The sequence below is a fragment of the Pseudomonas sp. IPO3778 genome, from assembly GCF_013386825.1.
In the GTDB taxonomy this organism is placed as follows: domain Bacteria; phylum Pseudomonadota; class Gammaproteobacteria; order Pseudomonadales; family Pseudomonadaceae; genus Aquipseudomonas.
Genome location: NZ_JACARC010000014.1, coordinates 31,083 through 49,988, shown reverse-complemented (window position 1 = coordinate 49,988; position 18,906 = coordinate 31,083). Strand labels below are relative to the sequence as shown.

Annotated in this window: 21 protein-coding genes, 1 tRNA gene and 1 pseudogene; 6 read left to right on the top strand and 17 right to left on the bottom strand. The window is 59.2% G+C overall.

Features of this window, described 5'->3' with window-relative positions; translation table 11 throughout:
* Nucleotides 1-9: 9 nt before the first annotated feature.
* The 17 genes and pseudogenes from HX855_RS05105 to HX855_RS05025 all read right to left on the bottom strand — a co-directional run bounded on the left by HX855_RS05105 (nucleotide 10) and on the right by HX855_RS05025 (nucleotide 13,161).
* Nucleotides 10-381, bottom strand: coding sequence for a transcriptional regulator (locus tag HX855_RS05105; protein WP_177087392.1), 372 nt, complete (start codon nucleotides 379-381; stop codon nucleotides 10-12).
* A 5-nt stretch (nucleotides 382-386) separates the two neighbouring features.
* Nucleotides 387-590 (bottom strand): HrpT family type III secretion system protein, encoded by a 204-nt coding sequence (gene hrpT, locus HX855_RS05100; RefSeq protein ID WP_177087394.1) that lies wholly within the window; start codon nucleotides 588-590, stop codon nucleotides 387-389.
* Nucleotides 587-1,855: pseudogene (gene sctC / locus HX855_RS05095) on the bottom strand (type III secretion system outer membrane ring subunit SctC); the annotation flags it as partial. The pseudogene sctC and the gene hrpT, both read right to left, overlap by 4 nt.
* A 238-nt stretch (nucleotides 1,856-2,093) precedes the next feature.
* Entirely contained in the window at nucleotides 2,094-2,672 is a 579-nt protein-coding gene (gene sctL / locus HX855_RS05090) for a type III secretion system stator protein SctL (RefSeq protein ID WP_177087396.1), read from the bottom strand.
* On the bottom strand, nucleotides 2,672-3,253 hold the full coding sequence (locus HX855_RS05085) for a type III secretion protein (protein WP_177087399.1): 582 nt from the start codon (nucleotides 3,251-3,253) through the stop codon (nucleotides 2,672-2,674). The genes sctL and HX855_RS05085 overlap by 1 nt, the downstream gene beginning before the upstream one ends.
* Complete coding sequence (gene sctJ, locus HX855_RS05080) at nucleotides 3,250-4,041, bottom strand: type III secretion system inner membrane ring lipoprotein SctJ (RefSeq protein ID WP_177087401.1); 792 nt, start codon at nucleotides 4,039-4,041, stop codon at nucleotides 3,250-3,252. The genes HX855_RS05085 and sctJ overlap by 4 nt, the downstream gene beginning before the upstream one ends.
* A gap of 6 nt (nucleotides 4,042-4,047) precedes the next feature.
* Nucleotides 4,048-4,413, bottom strand: coding sequence for a type III secretion apparatus protein RspB (locus tag HX855_RS33185; RefSeq protein ID WP_256353033.1), 366 nt, complete (start codon nucleotides 4,411-4,413; stop codon nucleotides 4,048-4,050).
* 84 nt (nucleotides 4,414-4,497) lie between these two features.
* Entirely contained in the window at nucleotides 4,498-4,683 is a 186-nt protein-coding gene (locus HX855_RS05070; RefSeq protein ID WP_177087403.1) for a hypothetical protein, read from the bottom strand.
* Between the two features lie 225 nt (nucleotides 4,684-4,908).
* A complete protein-coding gene (locus HX855_RS05065; protein ID WP_177087405.1) occupies nucleotides 4,909-5,832 on the bottom strand; it encodes a sigma 54-interacting transcriptional regulator in 924 nt (307 codons plus the stop codon).
* 419 nt (nucleotides 5,833-6,251) lie between these two features.
* Nucleotides 6,252-7,352, bottom strand: coding sequence for a redox-regulated ATPase YchF (ychF, locus tag HX855_RS05060; RefSeq protein WP_076014965.1), 1,101 nt, complete (start codon nucleotides 7,350-7,352; stop codon nucleotides 6,252-6,254).
* 23 nt (nucleotides 7,353-7,375) lie between these two features.
* Complete coding sequence (pth, locus tag HX855_RS05055) at nucleotides 7,376-7,960, bottom strand: aminoacyl-tRNA hydrolase (protein WP_003208389.1); 585 nt, start codon at nucleotides 7,958-7,960, stop codon at nucleotides 7,376-7,378.
* A 165-nt stretch (nucleotides 7,961-8,125) separates the two neighbouring features.
* The gene (locus HX855_RS05050) at nucleotides 8,126-8,725 is read right to left on the bottom strand and encodes a 50S ribosomal protein L25/general stress protein Ctc (protein ID WP_177087407.1); all 600 of its coding nucleotides are present in this window, start codon (nucleotides 8,723-8,725) and stop codon (nucleotides 8,126-8,128) included.
* A gap of 138 nt (nucleotides 8,726-8,863) precedes the next feature.
* The gene (locus HX855_RS05045; protein ID WP_003208392.1) at nucleotides 8,864-9,805 is read right to left on the bottom strand and encodes a ribose-phosphate pyrophosphokinase; all 942 of its coding nucleotides are present in this window, start codon (nucleotides 9,803-9,805) and stop codon (nucleotides 8,864-8,866) included.
* A 45-nt stretch (nucleotides 9,806-9,850) separates the two neighbouring features.
* Nucleotides 9,851-9,925, bottom strand: a tRNA-Gln gene (locus tag HX855_RS05040).
* A 36-nt stretch (nucleotides 9,926-9,961) separates the two neighbouring features.
* Nucleotides 9,962-10,813, bottom strand: a complete 852-nt coding sequence (gene ispE / locus HX855_RS05035) for a 4-(cytidine 5'-diphospho)-2-C-methyl-D-erythritol kinase (protein WP_177087409.1) — start codon at nucleotides 10,811-10,813, stop codon at nucleotides 9,962-9,964.
* A gap of 1 nt (nucleotide 10,814) precedes the next feature.
* Nucleotides 10,815-11,432, bottom strand: coding sequence for a lipoprotein insertase outer membrane protein LolB (gene lolB, locus HX855_RS05030; protein WP_008432261.1), 618 nt, complete (start codon nucleotides 11,430-11,432; stop codon nucleotides 10,815-10,817).
* A gap of 4 nt (nucleotides 11,433-11,436) precedes the next feature.
* On the bottom strand, nucleotides 11,437-13,161 hold the full coding sequence (locus HX855_RS05025; RefSeq protein WP_177087411.1) for a tetratricopeptide repeat protein: 1,725 nt from the start codon (nucleotides 13,159-13,161) through the stop codon (nucleotides 11,437-11,439).
* A 274-nt stretch (nucleotides 13,162-13,435) separates the two neighbouring features.
* Between HX855_RS05025 and hemA the strand changes: the two genes are divergently transcribed.
* The 6 genes from hemA to HX855_RS04995 all read left to right on the top strand — a co-directional run bounded on the left by hemA (nucleotide 13,436) and on the right by HX855_RS04995 (nucleotide 18,800).
* Nucleotides 13,436-14,725: a glutamyl-tRNA reductase gene (hemA, locus tag HX855_RS05020; protein ID WP_076014969.1), complete on the top strand. Its 1,290-nt coding sequence runs from the start codon at nucleotides 13,436-13,438 to the stop codon at nucleotides 14,723-14,725.
* Entirely contained in the window at nucleotides 14,722-15,804 is a 1,083-nt protein-coding gene (gene prfA / locus HX855_RS05015; protein WP_177087414.1) for a peptide chain release factor 1, read from the top strand. Before hemA ends, prfA begins: the two co-directional genes overlap by 4 nt.
* Nucleotides 15,805-16,632: a peptide chain release factor N(5)-glutamine methyltransferase gene (prmC, locus tag HX855_RS05010; RefSeq protein ID WP_177087416.1), complete on the top strand. Its 828-nt coding sequence runs from the start codon at nucleotides 15,805-15,807 to the stop codon at nucleotides 16,630-16,632.
* The gene (locus tag HX855_RS05005) at nucleotides 16,629-17,384 is read left to right on the top strand and encodes a molybdopterin-synthase adenylyltransferase MoeB (protein ID WP_177087418.1); all 756 of its coding nucleotides are present in this window, start codon (nucleotides 16,629-16,631) and stop codon (nucleotides 17,382-17,384) included. Before prmC ends, HX855_RS05005 begins: the two co-directional genes overlap by 4 nt.
* The gene (murI, locus tag HX855_RS05000; protein WP_177087420.1) at nucleotides 17,377-18,171 is read left to right on the top strand and encodes a glutamate racemase; all 795 of its coding nucleotides are present in this window, start codon (nucleotides 17,377-17,379) and stop codon (nucleotides 18,169-18,171) included. Before HX855_RS05005 ends, murI begins: the two co-directional genes overlap by 8 nt.
* A gap of 110 nt (nucleotides 18,172-18,281) precedes the next feature.
* Nucleotides 18,282-18,800, top strand: a complete 519-nt coding sequence (locus HX855_RS04995) for an acyloxyacyl hydrolase (RefSeq protein ID WP_177087422.1) — start codon at nucleotides 18,282-18,284, stop codon at nucleotides 18,798-18,800.
* Nucleotides 18,801-18,906 lie beyond the last annotated feature (106 nt).

Here is an 18,906-nt window from a genome sequence, read left to right as displayed (position 1 = left end):
TGCGGCACCCTAGTGAGTGCGGTGTACGTCCAGCGCTTCCAGCCTGGCCAGGGACAGCATCCGGCTGACGGTATCATTGAGCGCGGCACCGCTACCCGGGGGCGTCGGCAGCGCGTGCCAGATCACCAGCACGCCCCTGGCATCCTGATAGACAAAGCACCCATGGAACGCCAGCGCGTGCTCGAAGCGTCGCTCGAGCACGTTCTGCAACTGCCCGGCCTGTAGGGCCTCGGGGGCTATCTGCAAGGCCAGCCCCCGCAGGGTGCCGGCCTTGATCGGGAGCAGGGCAATCCCTGGAGCGAGGGGCAGGTGAGCGTCATTGCCGCTCACCAGGTTGTCCAGGAACACCTGGCGATGTTGATCATCGTCGGGCAACCCCATGGGGTTCACCGTTCCAGGGATACGGTCTGGTAATCCGACCGCTCGCCTGCCGGGCCGGGCTCGACGCGCATCTGCGGTGGCCACCAGACCACCATTTTGTCGGCGCTCGATTGCGGGCGTGAGCAAGAGTCGCCCTTGCACGTTGGCGTGCAACCGGCGATGAGCAGGGCGAGGCCAATCAAGGTGACGCAGGGGAGTCGACGGTTCATTGGGCGTTGCTCCGGGCAGGTGTGAGCAGGGAAGGGCGGGGCACACCGATGTGTTCATCTTTGATGACGGGACGCATGGCGATGAACACTTCGGCCTCTTCGCCCGGCTTGAGCCAGGCGCGCGGCCAGACGCTCACCGCCAGGGTCTGGGCGTTGCTGCACTCCTTTTCATCGATGCGCACGTTGCGATTGAATTGGTTACGCAGCACTACCACGGCCACGTTGAACTGCGGGCCGACATACCACTGGCTGCGCTCGGTATTGAGTGCCAGCAGGTCCCGGGTGGCGCACAAGGTGCCCAGCCCCAGTGGCATCGGTGCCGCCTTGAAGGCCGTGGGCACTTGCCCGCTGACGAGGTGGGCCAGGGCGCTGGTGATGTCGCTGCGCTTGATCACCGGCTGATGCTCGGCATAGCGCCGGGCCAGAGGTTTGAGTGCCGCCTGCAGTTCCGCCTGGTCTTCCTGTGGCAAGTAACGTGAAGGGTCGGCCTGATCGCCGATGACGCGTGGGGTCAGGATAAACAGGCGTTCGCGGCGGTTGTTCTGGCGTTCGGTGGAAGAGAACAACGTTTTACCCAACAGCGGTATGTCCCCCAGCAGCGGTACCTTGCTCTGCTTGTCGGTACGTTCGGTCACGTGGAACCCGCCGACCACCAGGGAGCGTTTTTCCGCCATCACCGCCTGGGTACTGACCTTGCCCCGGCGTACATCGGGCCCGATGCGCTCGGGGTTGGATTCGTCGAAGTTACCGTCCTCGATATCCACCACCAGATGGATCTGGTGCTGCCCGCGGGTGGTGATCACCCGGGGCACCACCTGGAAGCTGGTACCCACCGTGATGGGCAGGATGGTGGCGGTCTCGGTGCCGGCCGTAAGGTACTGGGTGCGGTTGAAGTCGATCACCGCCGGCTGGTTTTCCAGGGTGAGCACCGACGGGTTCGACACCATGGTCGCCAGGCCTCGTTGCTCCAGTGCCCGGACATCGGCATAGAAACGGTCGCGGTTTTCGATCGACAGTTGCGATGAGGTGCCGGGGGCCATGTTCACGCCGCCACGGAAACGGCTGTTTTGAAAGCCCCAGTTAACCCCGAATTCACGCAATTGAGTGCGCTCGATGTCGAGGATGATTGCGTCGATTTCCACCAGCTTGCGCGCCACGTCGAGCTGGGCGATCAACTCGCGGTACATCCCCTGGCGCTCCGGCAGGTCGTAGATCAGCACGGCGTTGTTGCGCACATCGGCTTCAACGCGGATCCGGCTGGTGGACAGGAAAAGGTGTTTGGTAAATGTGTGGATGGAGTCTATGTCTACGCCCGACTCAAACGCCGCGTTGTAGTTCTTTTGCACGGAGTTGTCCGTATGAGCCAGTTTGCGCCCTAAATCTTTTGAGTAGTCCATGAGCATTTCCTGTTGGGTTGTGCAGGTGTTGTGGTGAGTACTGGCCAATCAGTTCCCTGCTTGAGGACATTATTTGAAATGCGGGAACTGAGCGCTGACGCCGTTTTTAATGCCCGTTGTTGTTGAAGAACGATTCGAGCATTGCGCTCCAACTGATACGAAAGTCTCCCTCGTCTGTTTTCAGTACCAGGGTTTGAGGGCTGAGAGTGTCGTCCCCGTGAAGCGTCCACAGCGTCACGCCATGATTGACGAGATGCTGCCTGACCTCCTCGATTTCAGGTGGATGGCAGAGCAGCACCGCCTTGATCTTGGGGACCTGGCTCGTCAGCAACTGCTGCAGGAGGGCCTCCAGGCGTTTGGGGGCTACGGTGTCGTCAAGCAGGCTGCGGATTGCCTGGTTGGCGATCGAGGTGGCGTGCTGCTCAAGGCTGTCGCACATCGCCTGACGTTCACGTTCCCAGCGCGTGAGCTGGGCATCGGCGCGTTGCCAGAACTCCAGCCCGGCCTTTTCCCGCAGCGCCTCACAGTGTTCTTCGGCCTGGCGTAGCAACGCCTCGGCCTGGGCGTTGGCGCGAACCAAAAGCTGGTTGGCCTGCGCCCAGTCTGCGAGCGTTTCCCGAGGGATCAGGGTTTGCGGCAACCCGGAGGGGCCGCTGTGTAACTCAATCCTGAGGCGGCAGAGCATCACTGATCTCCTTGCCGGTCAGGCGGCAGGTGGTCATGGGTGGTTGCCGTAATGCGCCATACAACGGCTTGCCAGAGCGTGTTCAGCCGGCTGTGCCCGTTTTCGAATGAGAGGGTTCTTTTTTCCATCTCAAGCACACGTTCATAGGGGAAACGCAACCGAAGGCGCTGCCATGTGGCGGGTTTTACCCAACTGCGCAGCAACTGCAACGGGTCATCGTGGGGCAACAGCATGTCAGGCGGCAGCGCCTTGGAAAGACGCGTGCACCATTGCTGATGCTCTTCACTCAACGGCGCTGCACTGGCCGGGCTGAAGGTGCTGTGAATCAGCGCCAGCAACAGGTTGCGTTGTTCCGTTGAAGCGAGGACCAACCTGAGCACGGCGGGGTGAGGGGCAGGAGGCAAGCAGGGCGCAATTCCTGCGAGGGTGCTGGTGGCCAGTACCCCCGTGCGATACAGCGCATTGATCGCGGGGTGCTTGTCAGCGGCCCTCCAGTCTTCGTGGGCGGACTTCCAGGGAAAGGCCCACCATTGAGCCCACGCCAGACGCTCACTCATCGACAGATCGGGAGCAGGCATCATGGAAGCGTCATCGACTCGCCGGGTGCCGGCGTCCCTTGTAATAAACGCTGGCGCCGATTGCGCAAGAACAGTACGGCGAGCACGGCCAGTACCAAACTGGCCAGCGACAACACCACGCAGGCCCGCCAGAACCCGATGTCATCGGCGGGTACCAGGAAAGGCCCGAAATAAGCCAGGCGTTGCTGTTCCTGGTAGGCCGTCGCCGGTACGAAGATCACCGTCAGTTTCTGCGGGTTGTCCACTGCGGTGGTCATGCCCGGGATGCTGCTCGCGACCATTCTGCGTACACGTGCGCGGATATTGTCGGGGTCCAGTCGCGGGTCATGCTTGATGAAGACCGACGCCGATGCGGGTTGCACCGGCTCTCCTGGTGCGATGCGTTCGGGCAGTACCACGTGCACGCGGGCGACGATCACTCCGTCAATGTTGGATAAGGTCGCCTCAAGCTCCTGGGACAAGGCATAGATGTAACGGGCGCGCTCTTCCAGCGGTGTGGAGATAACGCCTTCCTTGCGAAAGGTATCCCCCAGTGTGGTGCGGGCAACCCGAGGCAGGCCGGCAGCTTCCAGGGTGCGTACGGCACGGCCGATGTCGGCTGCGTTGACTGCCACGACAACACCATCTTTGGCGGGGACTTTTTGGGCGCGGATATGTTTGTCTGCCAGTTCCGCGATGACCTCATTGGCCTCTTGCTCGGAGAGTTGGCGATGGAGCTCGACACGGTCACTGCAACCGTTGAGCATAAAAACCAGGGATATAAGCAGCGCGATACGCGGAATATGATTCATTCTTTGCTACTGCAAGTTACAGATTTTGTCGATGCATTGAGTGGTTTTGCCAAGGCTCCTCACTAAAAGCTGCGAGAGCAGTAGCGAGTTTGAAAGTTCTTTTGGGTATTTTTTGAAGTCCTCAAGGCTTGCGTCTTTACTCATGGCTTTTAAACTTTTGTTCAGGCGGTTGGTCGAGTGGATGAGCTGTTCTGATGCGTCCGCCAGCAGGTTTGTTGCGCCAGGTTTTGTCGTTGCTGTCATCGTCGGTGACGCGTGCTCCAGTGTTGAGTTGAAAAAATCAATATCGGTACTGGAGGCTGAAAAGTCCGTTGAGCCGTCGCCGGGATGAAAACTATTACGACCTGATGAGGTATTTCCTTCTGTGCGCATGTAAAACCTGTCGTATGATTTTGTGTAGGGTTTTGTGAGCTGGAACATCTCCCCCGATTAATGAATAGGGGGAGATGAACACGGTTAGCGCAGCTCTTTAGCCGCCGTAGCGACGTTGTTAAGCTTTTTGGATTCATTGCTCAGGCGCACACCCTCGGCCTGGATCGCTTTCGCATTTTCCAGTTCGTTCTGCAAGGAACTTGAGGCCGATAACGCGCTTCCGTAACTTGAAGCGTTGTTGAGAAAGGACGAGCCGCTTGGAATAGTCATAGTCAATCTCCAAAGTTATAATGCTTTAAACATGATCGGCTGGTGTTTAAATATCTATGATACTTTTCATTGCTGGTGTTTAACCTGCTCCAGCCTATGAATGTGTGGTGCTCGAAAGTCATGTGGTTCCGTATGTTATTGGCCGGAACATTTCAAAATGTTGGTGCTTGCTTTTTCAACGTGTCACCGAGAAACACATCATGATGAATGCGTGCTTTCGAGACATCAGTTCAACGATATTTCCAGCTGCTTCATCCGGTAATACAGCGTGCGCTTGGCAATCCCCAATTCAACCGACACGATATCCACGTTGTGCCCATGCCGCTTCAGGGACTCTTCTATCAGCGTTTTCTCGATTTGCTGTAGCCGTTCCTTGAGACCGGTTTCGATCTCCCGAGGGCGCGGCACCGGCTCTGAAAGGGGCGGCAGGCCCAGCACAAAGCGCTTGGCTGTCGAGCGCAGTTCACGGACATTGCCCGGCCAGGGATGGCACAGCAATCGCTGCAGCAATGAGGCGGGCGGCGAAGGCGCGGTGCACTTAAAGTACTCTGATTCTTCGCGGATCATGTTCAGGAACAACGGGACAATCCGCTCACGGCATTCGCGCAGGGGCGGCAGCCGGATATCGACAATGTTGAGGCGAAAGTACAGGTCGCGCCTGAAGGCGCCTTGTTCCACCATTTCATGCAGCGATTGCTGTGCGGAGGCAATGACGCGCATGTCTATCGGGATAAACCGCGTGGAGCCCAGGCGCTCAACGCCACGGCATTCCAGCACTCGCAGCAACTTGGCCTGCAGGTTGAGGGGCATGCTGTCAATTTCATCGAGGTACAAGGTGCCCAGGTGTGCCGCTTCGACGAAACCGGCCCGTGATTGCATCGCACCGGTATAGGCGCCGCTGTTGACACCGAACAGTTGGCTTTCAGCGAGGCTTTCCGGAATCGCAGCGCAGTTTACGGCAACAAAGTTACCCTTTCGGCGCGACAGGAGATGGATGCGTTGGGCCAGCGTGTCTTTACCTGTTCCCGTTTCGCCCAGCAGTAGCATATCGATATTAAGTGCAGCGGTATTATGGATAGTTGCTTCTATGCTTGGGCATTCACTGAGGGGTGAGTCTGTTGCATCCTCACGGTGATAAGAGACCGACATATTGCTATTGCTCCAATATTGGACCGCATCACTGTTGTTAGGCTTTTGAGTCCATTCCATTGCTCGGAAGTAAATCGGAAAATATCGGGTTTGTCATCTTGGTAAGAAGTTGGCTGGCCGCCATCAATGTATAGAAAATATTAAGGGTGGGCCGTTTGGTAGGAAGGCAAGTCATTTTACGAGTTTGCTTTCTCGTTATTTAAAGGATAAATCCTAAAGTGATTGCGGATTCTTGAGTTTGAAGATTTTTTTGTTGTTGGCAGGGTGTCCAATATTTTTTTCAATGGCTGTTATTGTTTTAGAGATAAAGTGAAAGAGTGTGTCGTAGTGCTTGGTTACCCCGTTAAAAACGGTCACCCACAAAAAAGCCGATGCAGGGCATCGGCTTTTTGTTTGGCGGCATGGGCCGCAGGTGACGCTTACACGTTGAAACGGAAGTGCATTACGTCGCCATCCTTGACGATGTATTCCTTGCCTTCCAGGCGCCATTTCCCGGCTTCCTTGGCACCGGCTTCACCCTTGAACTGGATGAAGTCGTTGTAGGCGATGACTTCGGCGCGGATAAAGCCTTTTTCGAAGTCGGTGTGGATCACGCCAGCGGCTTGTGGGGCAGTGGCACCGACCTTGACGGTCCAGGCGCGGACTTCTTCAACGCCGGCGGTGAAGTAGGTCTGCAGGTGCAGCATTTCGTAGCCGGCGCGGATCACACGGTTCAGGCCAGGCTCTTCCAGGCCCAGAGCCTCGAGGAACATGTCTTTCTCTTCGCCGTCTTCCAGCTCGGCGATTTCCGCTTCGATCTTGTTGCACACCGGAACAACGATGGCGCCTTCTTCTTCGGCAATGGCCAGGACCACGTCGAGCAGCGGGTTGTTTTCGAAACCGTCTTCAGCCACGTTGGCGATGTACATCACCGGCTTGGTGGTCAGCAGGTGGAAGCCCTTGATCACCGCCTTTTCGTCGGTGCTCATGCTCTTCATCAGGCTGCGTGCCGGCTTGCCCAGGGTGAAGTGCGCGATCAACTGCTCCAGCAAGGCTTTCTGGACCACTGCGTCCTTGTCGCCGCCCTTGGCGTTACGCGTGACCTTCTGCAGTTGCTTCTCGCAGCTGTCGAGGTCGGCGAAGATCAGTTCCAGGTCGATGATCTCGATGTCGCGTTTCGGGTCGACGCTGTTGGAGACGTGAATCACGTTCTCGTCTTCGAAGCAGCGGACCACGTGAGCGATGGCATCGGTCTCACGGATGTTGGCGAGGAACTTGTTGCCCAGGCCTTCACCTTTCGACGCGCCGGCTACCAGGCCTGCGATGTCGACGAACTCCATGGTGGTCGGCAGGATGCGCTTTGGATTCACGATGGCCGCCAGGGCGTCCAGGCGTGTGTCGGGCATCGGCACGATACCGGTGTTCGGTTCGATGGTGCAGAAGGGGAAGTTCTCCGCCGCAATGCCGGATTTGGTCAGGGCGTTGAACAGGGTGGACTTGCCGACGTTAGGTAGGCCGACGATGCCGCAATTGAATCCCATGGTGTTTCCCCTCGGGTAAAGAGTCAGGCCTTCTGGCTGTGCAGGTTTTTCATCGCACGGTTCCATTCACCGGCGAAGATATCCGGCAGCACGCCGAGGGCAAAATCGATGCTGGCATCGAGTTTTTCCTGTTCGGCGCGTGGCGCACGACCCAGGACGAAATTTGAAACCATACTGGCAACGCCCGGGTGGCCAATGCCAAGCCGCAAGCGGTAGAACGTATTCTGATTGCCCAACTGCGCGATGATGTCGCGCAAGCCATTATGCCCGCCATGGCCGCCGCCTTGCTTGAGCTTGGCAACGCCGGGTGGCAGGTCAAGTTCGTCATGGGCCACCAGGATTTCTTCGGGTTTGATCCGGAAGAAGCCCGCAAGCGCCGCGACAGCCTGGCCGCTGCGGTTCATGTAGGTGGTGGGAATCAACAGACGAACATCCTGACCCTGATGCGAAAAGCGCCCGGTCAGGCCAAAATATTTGCGATCGGCCACAAGATTGACACCTTGGGCGTGGGCGATGCGCTCAACAAAAAGGGCCCCCGCGTTATGCCGGGTCTGTTCGTATTCGGCGCCTGGATTTCCCAGGCCAACGATCAGTTTAATGGCAGTCACGACAGGGGCCCTTCCTTTGGAGTTGTGGATAACATCGCCGTTGGTGCGGCGAAAGTGGACGACAAACGCTTATCAACCGTTAGAGGCCAACCTCGCATTCTCGCCCGCTTTCTCGCTACGTTCCGGTCCGCGATGTTTCCTCAAGCTCCGGCATTACAGAGTGAATTACTCTGCAGCGCCTTCTTCAGCTTCTGGTGCAACGCGTGGAGCGTGTACGTTTGCAACAGCTTTGTCATCACCGTGAGCCAGTGCGACAAACTCAACGCCTTTAGGGGCTTTGAGGTCGGACAGGTGGATGATGTCGCCGATTTCAGCAGCCGACAGGTCGACTTCGATGAACTCAGGCAGGTCTTTCGGCAGGCAGCTAACTTCGATCTCGGCGGTAACGTGCGAGATTTCGCCGCCTTTCTTGATCGGAGCCGCTTCGCCAACGAAGTGCACAGGCACGATAGCGGTCAGTTTCTGACCGGCTACTACGCGAACGAAGTCAGCGTGCAGCACGTGGCCTTTAGCTGGGTGACGTTGCAGTGCCTTGATGATGACGTTCTGCTTGGAACCACCCACGTTCAGCTCGATGATGTGGCTGTAAGCCGCGTCGTTTTCGAGCAGTTTGGCGATTTCTTTAGCCAGCATGCTGATGGATTCAGGGGCTTTTTCGCCACCGTAAACTACAGCTGGAACCAGGCTTGCGAGACGACGCAGGCGGCGGCTCGCACCTTTCCCCAGGTCGGAACGCAGTTCAGCATTCAAAGTAAAATCGTTCATGTTGTATCTCCAAAATAACCACATTCGCCCTAGCGTTTGCGACCAGCGCTAAAGGCGATATGGGCAAAAAAGCCCCGCCCCAACAGAGTGCTGGGGCGGGGCGCTTTTCGTCAGGTTGATGTCGCTAAGGGGTGACCCTTAACGGAACATCGCGCTGATCGATTCTTCGTTGCTGATGCGGCGAACCGCTTCGGCAACTACCGGCGCGATATCCAGTTGACGGATACGCGAACAGGCTTGAGCGGCAGCGGACAACGGGATGGTGTTGGTCACCACCAGTTCGTCCAGCATTGAGTTCTCGATGTTCTCGATCGCTCGGCCCGACAGCACAGGGTGTGTGCAGTAGGCGAAGACTTTTGCGGCACCGTGCTCTTTCAGGGCTTTCGCCGCGTGGCACAGGGTGCCGGCGGTGTCGACCATGTCATCAACCAGAATACAGGTACGCCCTTCGACATCACCGATGATATGCATCACTTCAGAGTGATTGGCTTTCTCACGGCGTTTGTCGATGATCCCGAGGTCCACGCCCAGGGATTTGGCAACAGCCCGTGCACGCACGACGCCACCAATGTCCGGGGACACGATCATCAGGTTTTCAAAGCGCTGGTCTTCGATGTCATCCACCAGAACGGGGGAGCCGTAGATGTTATCTACCGGAATATCGAAGAACCCCTGGATTTGGTCAGCGTGCAGGTCAACCGTGAGAACACGGTCGATGCCTACCACGGTCAGCATGTCAGCAACGACTTTCGCGCTGATGGCCACACGTGCGGAACGCGGACGGCGATCCTGACGGGCATAACCAAAGTAAGGGATTACAGCTGTGATTCGAGTCGCTGAGGAGCGGCGGAAGGCATCAGCCATCACGACGAGTTCCATCAGGTTATCGTTGGTCGGAGCGCAAGTCGGCTGAATAATGAAGACGTCTTTACCGCGGACGTTTTCATTGATCTCGGCTGTAATTTCGCCGTCGGAGAATTTACCGACAGAGATGTCACCGAGAGGGATATGCAGCTGACGTACAACACGCCGAGCCAGATCGGGGTTAGCATTCCCCGTAAAGACCATCATCTTGGACACGCGCAGTACCTAGAGGCTGAGGGTAACCTGGATGAGTATAGAAAATGGCAGGGGCGGCTGGATTCGAACCAACGCATGGCAGGATCAAAACCTGCTGCCTTACCGCTTGGCGACGCCCCTGTATCTGTTGCAACGAGTACCCAGTACTCGGTTCCTTTAGAGCAGACTTTGCAGCTTGCGATGCAACATCGAAACGTTGCTTCCCTTTGCTACAAACCCTGTAAGGGTCTCTGTAAGAAGGGCCGAGACTTTATCAGCTTCAGCTTTGCTTGGGAAGCCCCCAAACACACAACTTCCAGTTCCGGTTAATTTTGCTTCGGTAAAATTACCTAACAAATTCAAAGCGTTACGTACATCTGGATAACGCCTTGCTACAACCGGTAAGCAGTCATTTCGACTGTTTCCCTTGGGAACGGGGCGCACTTTAATGGGAGGAGAGTTACGTGTCAACAGTGGATCTGAAAAAATTTCTGCTGTACTTACAGATACTTGCGGAACAAGCACGACATACCACGGCTCTTCGGGGTCTACAGGGGTGAGTTTCTCCCCCACGCCCTCGGCAAAAGCGGCGTGCCCACGCACGAAAACCGGGACGTCCGCGCCCAGTGTCAGGCCCAGCGCCGCGAGGCGATCGTGGTCCCAACCCAGCTGCCACAGGTGATTCAGGCCGAGCAACGTGGTTGCAGCATTCGAGCTGCCGCCACCGATGCCGCCGCCCATGGGCAGGACTTTTTCGATCCAGATGTCGATGCCCAATGGGCAACCGGATTGTTCCTGAAGTTTTTTCGCGGCCTTCACAATCAGGTTGCTGTCGTGAGGCACGCCTTCGAATTCGGTGTGCAACTGAATCACACCGTCATCGCGAACGGCGAAGGTCAGCTCATCGCCGTAGTCGAGAAACTGAAAGATGGTCTGCAACTCGTGATAGCCGTCTGCACGGCGACCGAGAATGTGCAGCATCAAATTGAGTTTGGCCGGGGAGGGCAGGGTCAGGCGTTGCACAGTCATGTCACTGCCCCAGCTTGCGAGGTTGCCAGTCCTTGATCACCAGCGTGACGTCAAGGTCGGTGCCGTGCAGCTTGATGCGCTCGGGCAGCCAGTAACCGTTCTGTTGCACATAACTGAGGTACTCGACCTGCCAGCCATCCTGCTCCAGCGAGGCCAGGCGGCTGTCGCCGTTGAGGCTCAGGCGGCTCTTGCTGTCCGGTGCGGGAAGGCCACGTACCCACCACACCAGATGGGAGACGGGGAGTTTCCAGCCCATCTGTTCTTCCAGCAGGGCTTCTGGCGTTGGCGCTTCATAGCGGCCCTGATTGGCCACTTCCAGGCTGACTTGCCCCGGTCGGCCGGTCAGGCGTGCCGCACCGCGGCCCAGCGGGCCAGACAGGCGAATGTCGTAATAGTCCTGGCGTTGCAGCCAGAACAAGGTGCCGCTGCCCGAATCTTTCGGGGCGCGAATGCCGACCTTGCCCTCGATCTGCCAGCCGTCAAGGCTGCTCAGTTGATCCTTGTGCTGCTGCCATTGCGCCGGGTTGCCCGGGCCTTCGACAGATTCACGGGTGCCAAGGCCCGAACAGCCGGCGAGCAGGGCGATAAAGCTGAAGACGATGACGTGGCGCAAAAACATAAAATTAAAGGGTCTCGGATCCGGTCAGGCGCTTGATGGTGCTGCGCAGGATTGGGCTTTCGGGTTGTTCCTTGAGGAACTTCTCCCAGACTTGTCGCGCTTCGCGTTGCTTGCCATTGGCCCAGAGCACTTCGCCCAGGTGTGCGGCCACTTCCTGGTCGGGGAAGCGCTCCAGCGCCTGGCGCAACAAGCGTTCGGCTTCATCCAGGTTGCCCAGGCGGTAATTCACCCAGCCGAGGCTGTCGAGTACGGCCGGGTCTTCCGGGTTGAGCTGGTGAGCCTTTTCAATCAGATCCTTGGCTTCGGCGTAACGCGTTGTACGGTCGGACAAGGTGTAACCCAGGGCGTTCAGTGCCATGGCGTTGTCCGGGTCGCGCTTGATGATCAGGCGCAGGTCTTTTTCCATCTGCGCCAGGTCATTGCGTTTTTCCGCCTGCATGGCACGGGTGTACAGCAGGTTCAGGTCGTCTGGGTACTGCAGCAAGGCTTGCTGCAGGATTTTCCAGGCGCGATCGCCCTGGTTGTTGGCCGACAAGGTCTCGGCCTGGATCAGGTACAACTGGATCGCGTAGTCCGGTTCGGCATCCCGTGCGGCCGCCAGGCGCTTTTCGGCCTCGTCGGTGCGGCCGTTGTTCATCAGGATGTCGGCCTGGCGCAGTTGCGCCGGCAGGTAATCATTGCCGGGACCCACCTGAGCGTACTCAAGCAGCGCGGCCTGCGGGTCGTTACGCTCTTCGGCGATGCGGCCCAGGTTCAGGTGCGCCGAATCCAAGTGGCTCTCGCGGGCAATCAAGTCTTCCAGGTAACCCTTGGCTTCATCCCACGCCTTGGCTTCCAGGCACACCAGCGCCAGGGAGTAACGCAATTCATCGTCGTCCGGGTATTGCTGGACGAGGTTGGCGAACTGCACTTTGGCGTCTTCCATGCGGTCCTGTTCAACCAGCATGCGGGCATAGGTCAGCAGCAGGCGCTTGTCGCCCGGGTACTTCTTGATGCTTTTTTCCAGCAGCGGAATCGCTTCCTTGCCGCGGTTGAGGTTTTGCAGCAGGCGGGCGCGCAGCAGGATCGGCGCTATTTCACCGTCTTCCGGCGGGTGTTGCTCCAGCAGCTTCAGCGCGGCCTCGGGCTCATCGTCCTGTTGCAGCAACAGCGCCTTGCCGAAAATCAGCTGGCTGTTGTTCGGGTGTTTTTGCAGCAGGCGGTCGAAACTCTTCATCAGGCCGTTGCGGGTGTCCTGATCGGTGTCGGCAGCCGACAGCGCGAGGAAGTCGAAATGGGTGTCGCCCTTGCCCTGCAGGACTTTCTCCATATACACCATGGAGTCGTCATAGCGCCCGGCGCGGGCCAGTTGAATGGCCGCTGCCCGTTGCGCTTCGAGATCGTCCGGGGCGTTTTTCGCCCAGATCAGCGAGGTATCCAGGGCCGCCTGATCGGCGCCCAGGTACTCGGCGATGCGAAACGCCCGCTCGGAAATCCCCGGATCCTGAGTATTGATGGCCTGGGTCACGTAGTTGTCCAGGGCAATGTCGAAACGATTGCGCTGGCCGGCCAGCTCTGCGCTCAGCAGACTGAAGACCGTCTCTTCACTGAACGAGGAGTAAACCTTGGGCTTTTCAGGGGCGGGGGTGCTGTCTTCGACCGGCGGCGTACCGTCCGGCGACACGGGTGCCATGGCCTGGCAGCCGCTGAGGAAGACAAAAGCAAGGAGCAACGCGGAAGATCTATTCATATAGGAAGAGGACGACTAACCTGCGGTCGGATCATCATGACACAAGCCTTCGGCCAAACATAACCGTGTAGGAGCGAGCTTGCTCGCGAAGAACCAGAGGACAACGCGTTTTATCCCGTAAGCCAGCGTTATCGTTAACGACCATCGCGAGCAAGCTCGCTCCTACAGATGGCCTTTATAGGCGTAAGCTACTAGGACAATAGCCTACGGTGGTTGTTCTGAATCATTCGAAGTAGGACAATTGTCGGCTTCCCGACATCATCAGCGATATTGAATGGCCTTCCTTGCACTCGGTATTAACCACAAGACTGCTTCTGTAGACGTCCGCGAGCGCGTGGCGTTTACTCCCGAGCAGTTGGTTGAGGCCTTGCAGCAGCTCTGCCGGCTCACCGACAGTCGCGAAGCTGCGATCCTTTCGACCTGCAATCGCAGCGAGCTCTATATAGAGCAGGAGCATCTTTCTGCCGATGTGGTGCTGCGCTGGCTGGCCGATTACCACCATTTGAGCCTCGACGAGCTGCGCCAAAGCGCCTATGTGCACGAAGAGGATGCGGCAGTTCGTCACATGATGCGCGTCGCTTCCGGGCTCGACTCGCTGGTGTTGGGTGAACCACAGATTCTTGGGCAGATGAAATCGGCCTACGCCGTGGCCCGTGAGGCCGGCACCATCGGCCCGCTGCTGGGGCGCTTGTTCCAGGCCACCTTCAACTCGGCCAAGCAGGTGCGCACCGACACCGCCATCGGTGAAAACCCGGTGTCCGTGGCGTTTGCCGCCGTCAGCCTGGCCAAACAGATTTTCAGTGACCTGCAACGCAGCCAGGCCCTGCTGATCGGCGCCGGCGAGACCATCACCCTGGTCGCCCGCCATCTGCATGAGCTGGGCGTGAAGCGCATCGTGGTCGCCAACCGCACCCTGGAGCGCGCCAGCATTCTTGCCGAGCAGTTCGGTGCCCATGCGGTGTTGCTCTCCGACATCCCGGCCGAACTGGTGCGCAGCGACATCGTCATCAGTTCCACCGCCAGCCAGTTGCCGATCCTCGGTAAAGGCGCGGTGGAAAGCGCCTTGAAGCTGCGCAAGCACAAGCCGATCTTCATGGTGGATATCGCCGTTCCCCGGGACATCGAACCCGAAGTCGGCGAGTTGGACGACGTTTACCTCTACAGCGTCGACGACCTGCACGAAGTGGTCGCCGAAAACCTCAAGAGTCGCCAGGGCGCTGCCCAGGCCGCCGAGGAAATGGTCAGCACCGGTGCCGACGATTTCATGGTGCGCCTGCGTGAACTGGCGGCGGTGGACGTGCTCAAGGCCTACCGCCAGCAAGGCGAACGCCTGCGGGACGAGGAGCTGATCAAGGCCCAGCGTATGCTCGCCAACGGCAGCAGCGCCGAAGACGTGCTGATGCAACTGGCGCGCGGCCTGACCAACAAATTGCTGCACGCTCCCAGTGTCCAGTTGAAAAAGCTTACCGCCGAAGGCCGCCTCGATGCGCTGGCCATGGCTCAGGAACTCTTTGCCCTCGGTGAGGGCGCGACAGAAAGCTCTTCGGATAAAAAACCGCAATGAAAGCGTCACTGCTCAATAAACTGGACGTCCTTCAGGACCGTTTCGAAGAACTGACCGCCTTGCTCGGCGATGGCGAGGTCATCTCCGATCAGACCAAGTTCCGCACCTATTCCAAGGAATACGCGGAAGTTGAACCGATCGTGGGCACCTATACGCAGTTGCTCAAGGTGCAGGCTGACCTCGAAGGCGCCCAGGCGCTGCTCAAGGACAGTGACCCGGACATGCGCGAAATGGCCGTTGAAGAAGTGCGTGAAGCCAAGGACAAGCTGATCGAGCTGGAAGGCGACCTGCAACGCATGCTGCTGCCCAAGGACCCGAACGACGGGCGCAACGTGTTCCTTGAAATCCGCGCCGGCACCGGTGGTGACGAGGCTGCGATTTTCTCCGGCGACCTGTTCCGCATGTACTCGCGTTATGCCGAGCGTCGCGGCTGGCGGGTCGAGATCCTGTCCGAGAACATCGGTGAGCATGGCGGCTATAAAGAAGTCATCGCCCGGGTTGAAGGCGAGAACGTCTACGGCAAGCTGAAGTTCGAGTCCGGCGTACACCGCGTGCAGCGGGTGCCGGCGACGGAGTCCCAGGGTCGTATCCACACCTCCGCGTGCACCGTGGCCGTGTTGCCCGAGCCGGACGAGCAGGAAGCGATCGAGATCAACCCGGCGGACCTGCGGGTCGACACCTACCGTTCATCGGGCGCCGGGGGTCAGCACGTCAACAAGACCGACTCGGCGATCCGTATCACGCACTTGCCGTCGGGCATTGTGGTGGAGTGCCAGGAAGAACGTTCCCAGCACAAGAACCGTGCGCGGGCCATGTCCTGGCTGTCGGCCAAGCTCAACGACCAGCAGACCAGCGCCGCCGCCAACGCAATTGCCAGCGAGCGTAAATTGCTGGTGGGCTCGGGCGACCGTTCCGAGCGTATCCGTACGTACAACTTTGCCCAGGGCCGGGTCACCGACCACCGCGTCAACCTGACGCTGTACTCCCTGGATGAAATCCTCGCCGGTGGCGTTGATGCGGTCATCGAGCCGTTGTTGGCCGAATACCAGGCCGACCAGCTTGCGGCGATAGGTGAATAAATGACCATTATTGCCAGCCTGTTACGCGCCGCCGACCTGCCGGACTCGCCCACTGCGCGCCTGGACGTTGAATTGTTGCTGGCGGCTGCCTTGGGCAAGCCCCGCAGCTACCTGCACACCTGGCCGGAAAAAATCGTCAGCAGCGAAGCCGCACTGACCTTTGCCGACTACCTGCAACGCCGCCGCACCGGCGAGCCTGTGGCCTACATCCTTGGCCAGCAAGGTTTCTGGAAGCTCGACCTGGAAGTGGCGCCGCACACGCTGATCCCGCGCCCGGAAACCGAGATGTTGGTGGAAGCGGCTTTGGAACTGCTGCCCGCCACACCGGCCAAGGTCCTGGACCTGGGCACCGGCAGCGGCGCGATTGCCCTGGCCCTGGCCAGCGAACGCCCGGCCTGGCAGGTCACCGCCGTCGACCGCGTGCTGGAAGCCGTGGCCCTGGCCGAGCGCAACCGCCAGCGCCTGCACCTGAAGAACGCCACGGTGCTGAACAGCCATTGGTTCAGCGCCCTCGAAGGCCACACTTACAACCTGATCATCAGCAACCCGCCTTATATCGCCGACACCGATCCCCATCTGGTGGCCGGTGATGTGCGCTTTGAGCCGGCCAGTGCGCTGGTGGCCGGGCATGATGGCCTGGACGACCTGCGGCTGATCATTGCCCAGGCGCCTGCACACCTCGACGCGGCTGGCTGGCTGTTGCTGGAACACGGTTACGACCAGGCCTCGGCCGTACGCGACCTGCTGCTGGGCGAAGGCTTCGCAGACGTCCACAGCCGTATCGACCTGGGCGGCCACGAACGCATTACCCTGGGGCGCCGGCCGTGATGAACGATCAGGAGCTGTTGCGCTATAGCCGACAGATTCTGTTGCAGCATGTCGACATCGACGGTCAGTTGCGCCTGAAAAACAGCCGCGCGCTGATCGTCGGGCTCGGTGGCCTGGGCTCGCCGGTAGCGCTTTACCTGGCGGCGGCGGGCGTGGGTGAGTTGCATCTGGCGGACTTCGACACCGTTGACCTGACCAACCTGCAACGCCAGATCATCCACGACACCGACAGCGTCGGCCTGAGCAAGGTTGACTCGGCGATTCGCCGCCTGAACGCGATCAATCCTGAAATCCAGTTGGTTGCCCATCGCCGCGCGCTGGATGAGGATTCCCTCGCGGCCGCCGTGGCGGCGGTCGATGTGGTGCTCGACTGCAGCGACAACTTCTCCACCCGCGAAGCGGTCAATGCTGCCTGTGTCGCCGCCGGTAAACCGTTGGTCAGCGGTGCGGCGATTCGCCTCGAAGGCCAGCTGTCGGTGTTCGACCCACGCCGGGCCGAAAGCCCCTGCTACCACTGTTTATACGGGCACGGCAGCGAAGCCGAACTGACCTGCAGCGAGGCCGGTGTGATCGGCCCGTTGGTGGGGTTGGTCGGCAGCCTGCAAGCCCTTGAGGCCTTGAAGTTGCTGGCCGTATTCGGCGAGCCGTTGGTGGGGCGCCTGTTGTTGATCGACGCCCTGACCACGCGTTTCCGCGAGCTGCGGGTCAAGCGCGACCCCGGTTGCAGCGTCTGCGGTAGCCAGCATGGTTAAGGACGCGCCAATCGGTGTGTTCGACTCCGGTGTCGGCGGCCTGTCGGTGCTGGACGAAATCCAGCGGCTGCTGCCCCACGAGTCGCTGCTGTATGTGGCTGACGGCGGGCACATTCCCTACGGCGAGAAAACCCCGGCGTTCATCCTTGAACGCTCGCGACGGGTGGCAGCGTTTTTCCGGGAGAAAGGCGCCAAGGCTTTTGTGATTGCCTGCAACACGGCGACGGTTGCTGCGGTCGCCGAGTTGCGCCAGGACTATCCCGACTGGCCGCTGGTAGGCATGGAGCCGGCGGTCAAACCCGCCGCCGCCGCGACCCGCAGTGGCGTGGTCGGGGTGCTGGCCACCACCGGCACCTTGCAAAGTGCCAAGTTCGCCGCCTTGCTCGACCGCTTCGCCACCGATGTGCGGGTGATTACCCAGCCGTGCCCGGGCTTGGTGGAGCTGATCGAGACCGGCGACCTGAACAGCCCGGCGTTGCGTGAGTTGTTGCAGGGCTATGTCGAACCGCTGATTGCGGCCGGTTGCGACACCATCATCCTCGGCTGCACCCACTACCCGTTCCTCAAGCCATTGCTCGCCCGGATGTTGCCGCCGACGATCATTCTGATCGACACCGGCGCTGCGGTAGCACGTCAATTGCAGCGTCTTTTGAGTGATCGCGAACTGCTGGCCACCGGCAATCCCCAGCCTGCCCAGTTCTGGACCAGCGGCGATCCGCGGCACTTCAGAAATATCCTACCGACCCTATGGAAATCTCCCGGCGTTGTGCGTAGTTTTGGCCTGTGAAAAAAACGTGAAATAGCTCGTTTTCCGCTGAACTTCCGCCTATGCGACAGCTTCTATAGCGAGTTAGCCTGTACAAAATCATACAACTTCGTTCGGAAAGGATGTTTCTTATGAAGCGCTTGTTCTGTTTGGCTGCGATTGCGGCCGCTGTATTGGGGCACTCGTTTTCGGCACAGGCCGCGGGCCTGGAGTTTGGAGTGGGGAGCACCAGCGATTCGACCATGACCTATCGCCTGGGGCTGACGTCGGATTGGGATAAAAGCTGGTGGCAGACCGATACCGGCCGTGTGACCGGTTACTGGAGCGGCGCCTATACCTACTGGGACGGTGACAAGCGCGCCAGCGTCAGCAGCCTGTCGTTCTCGCCGGTGTTTGTGTATGAGTTTGCCGGGGAGAAGGTAAAACCGTACATCGAGGCCGGGGTGGGCGTGGCCGTGTTGTCCCGCACGCGGGTTGAAGACAACAATATTGGCCAGGCCTTCCAGTTTGAAGACCGATTGGGTTTCGGCTTGCGCTTTGTCGGTGGGAGTGAAGTGGGCATTCGGGCCACCCATTACTCCAATGCCGGGATCAGCAGCAACAACGATGGTGTCGAGAGCTATTCGCTGCACTACACGATGCCGTTGTAATTCTCAAGAACACCGCAAAATCCCTGTAGGAGCTGGCTTGCCAGCGATGCAGGCACCTCGGTGCATCAGTTGCACCGAGTTGACGCTATCGCAGGCGAGCCAGCTC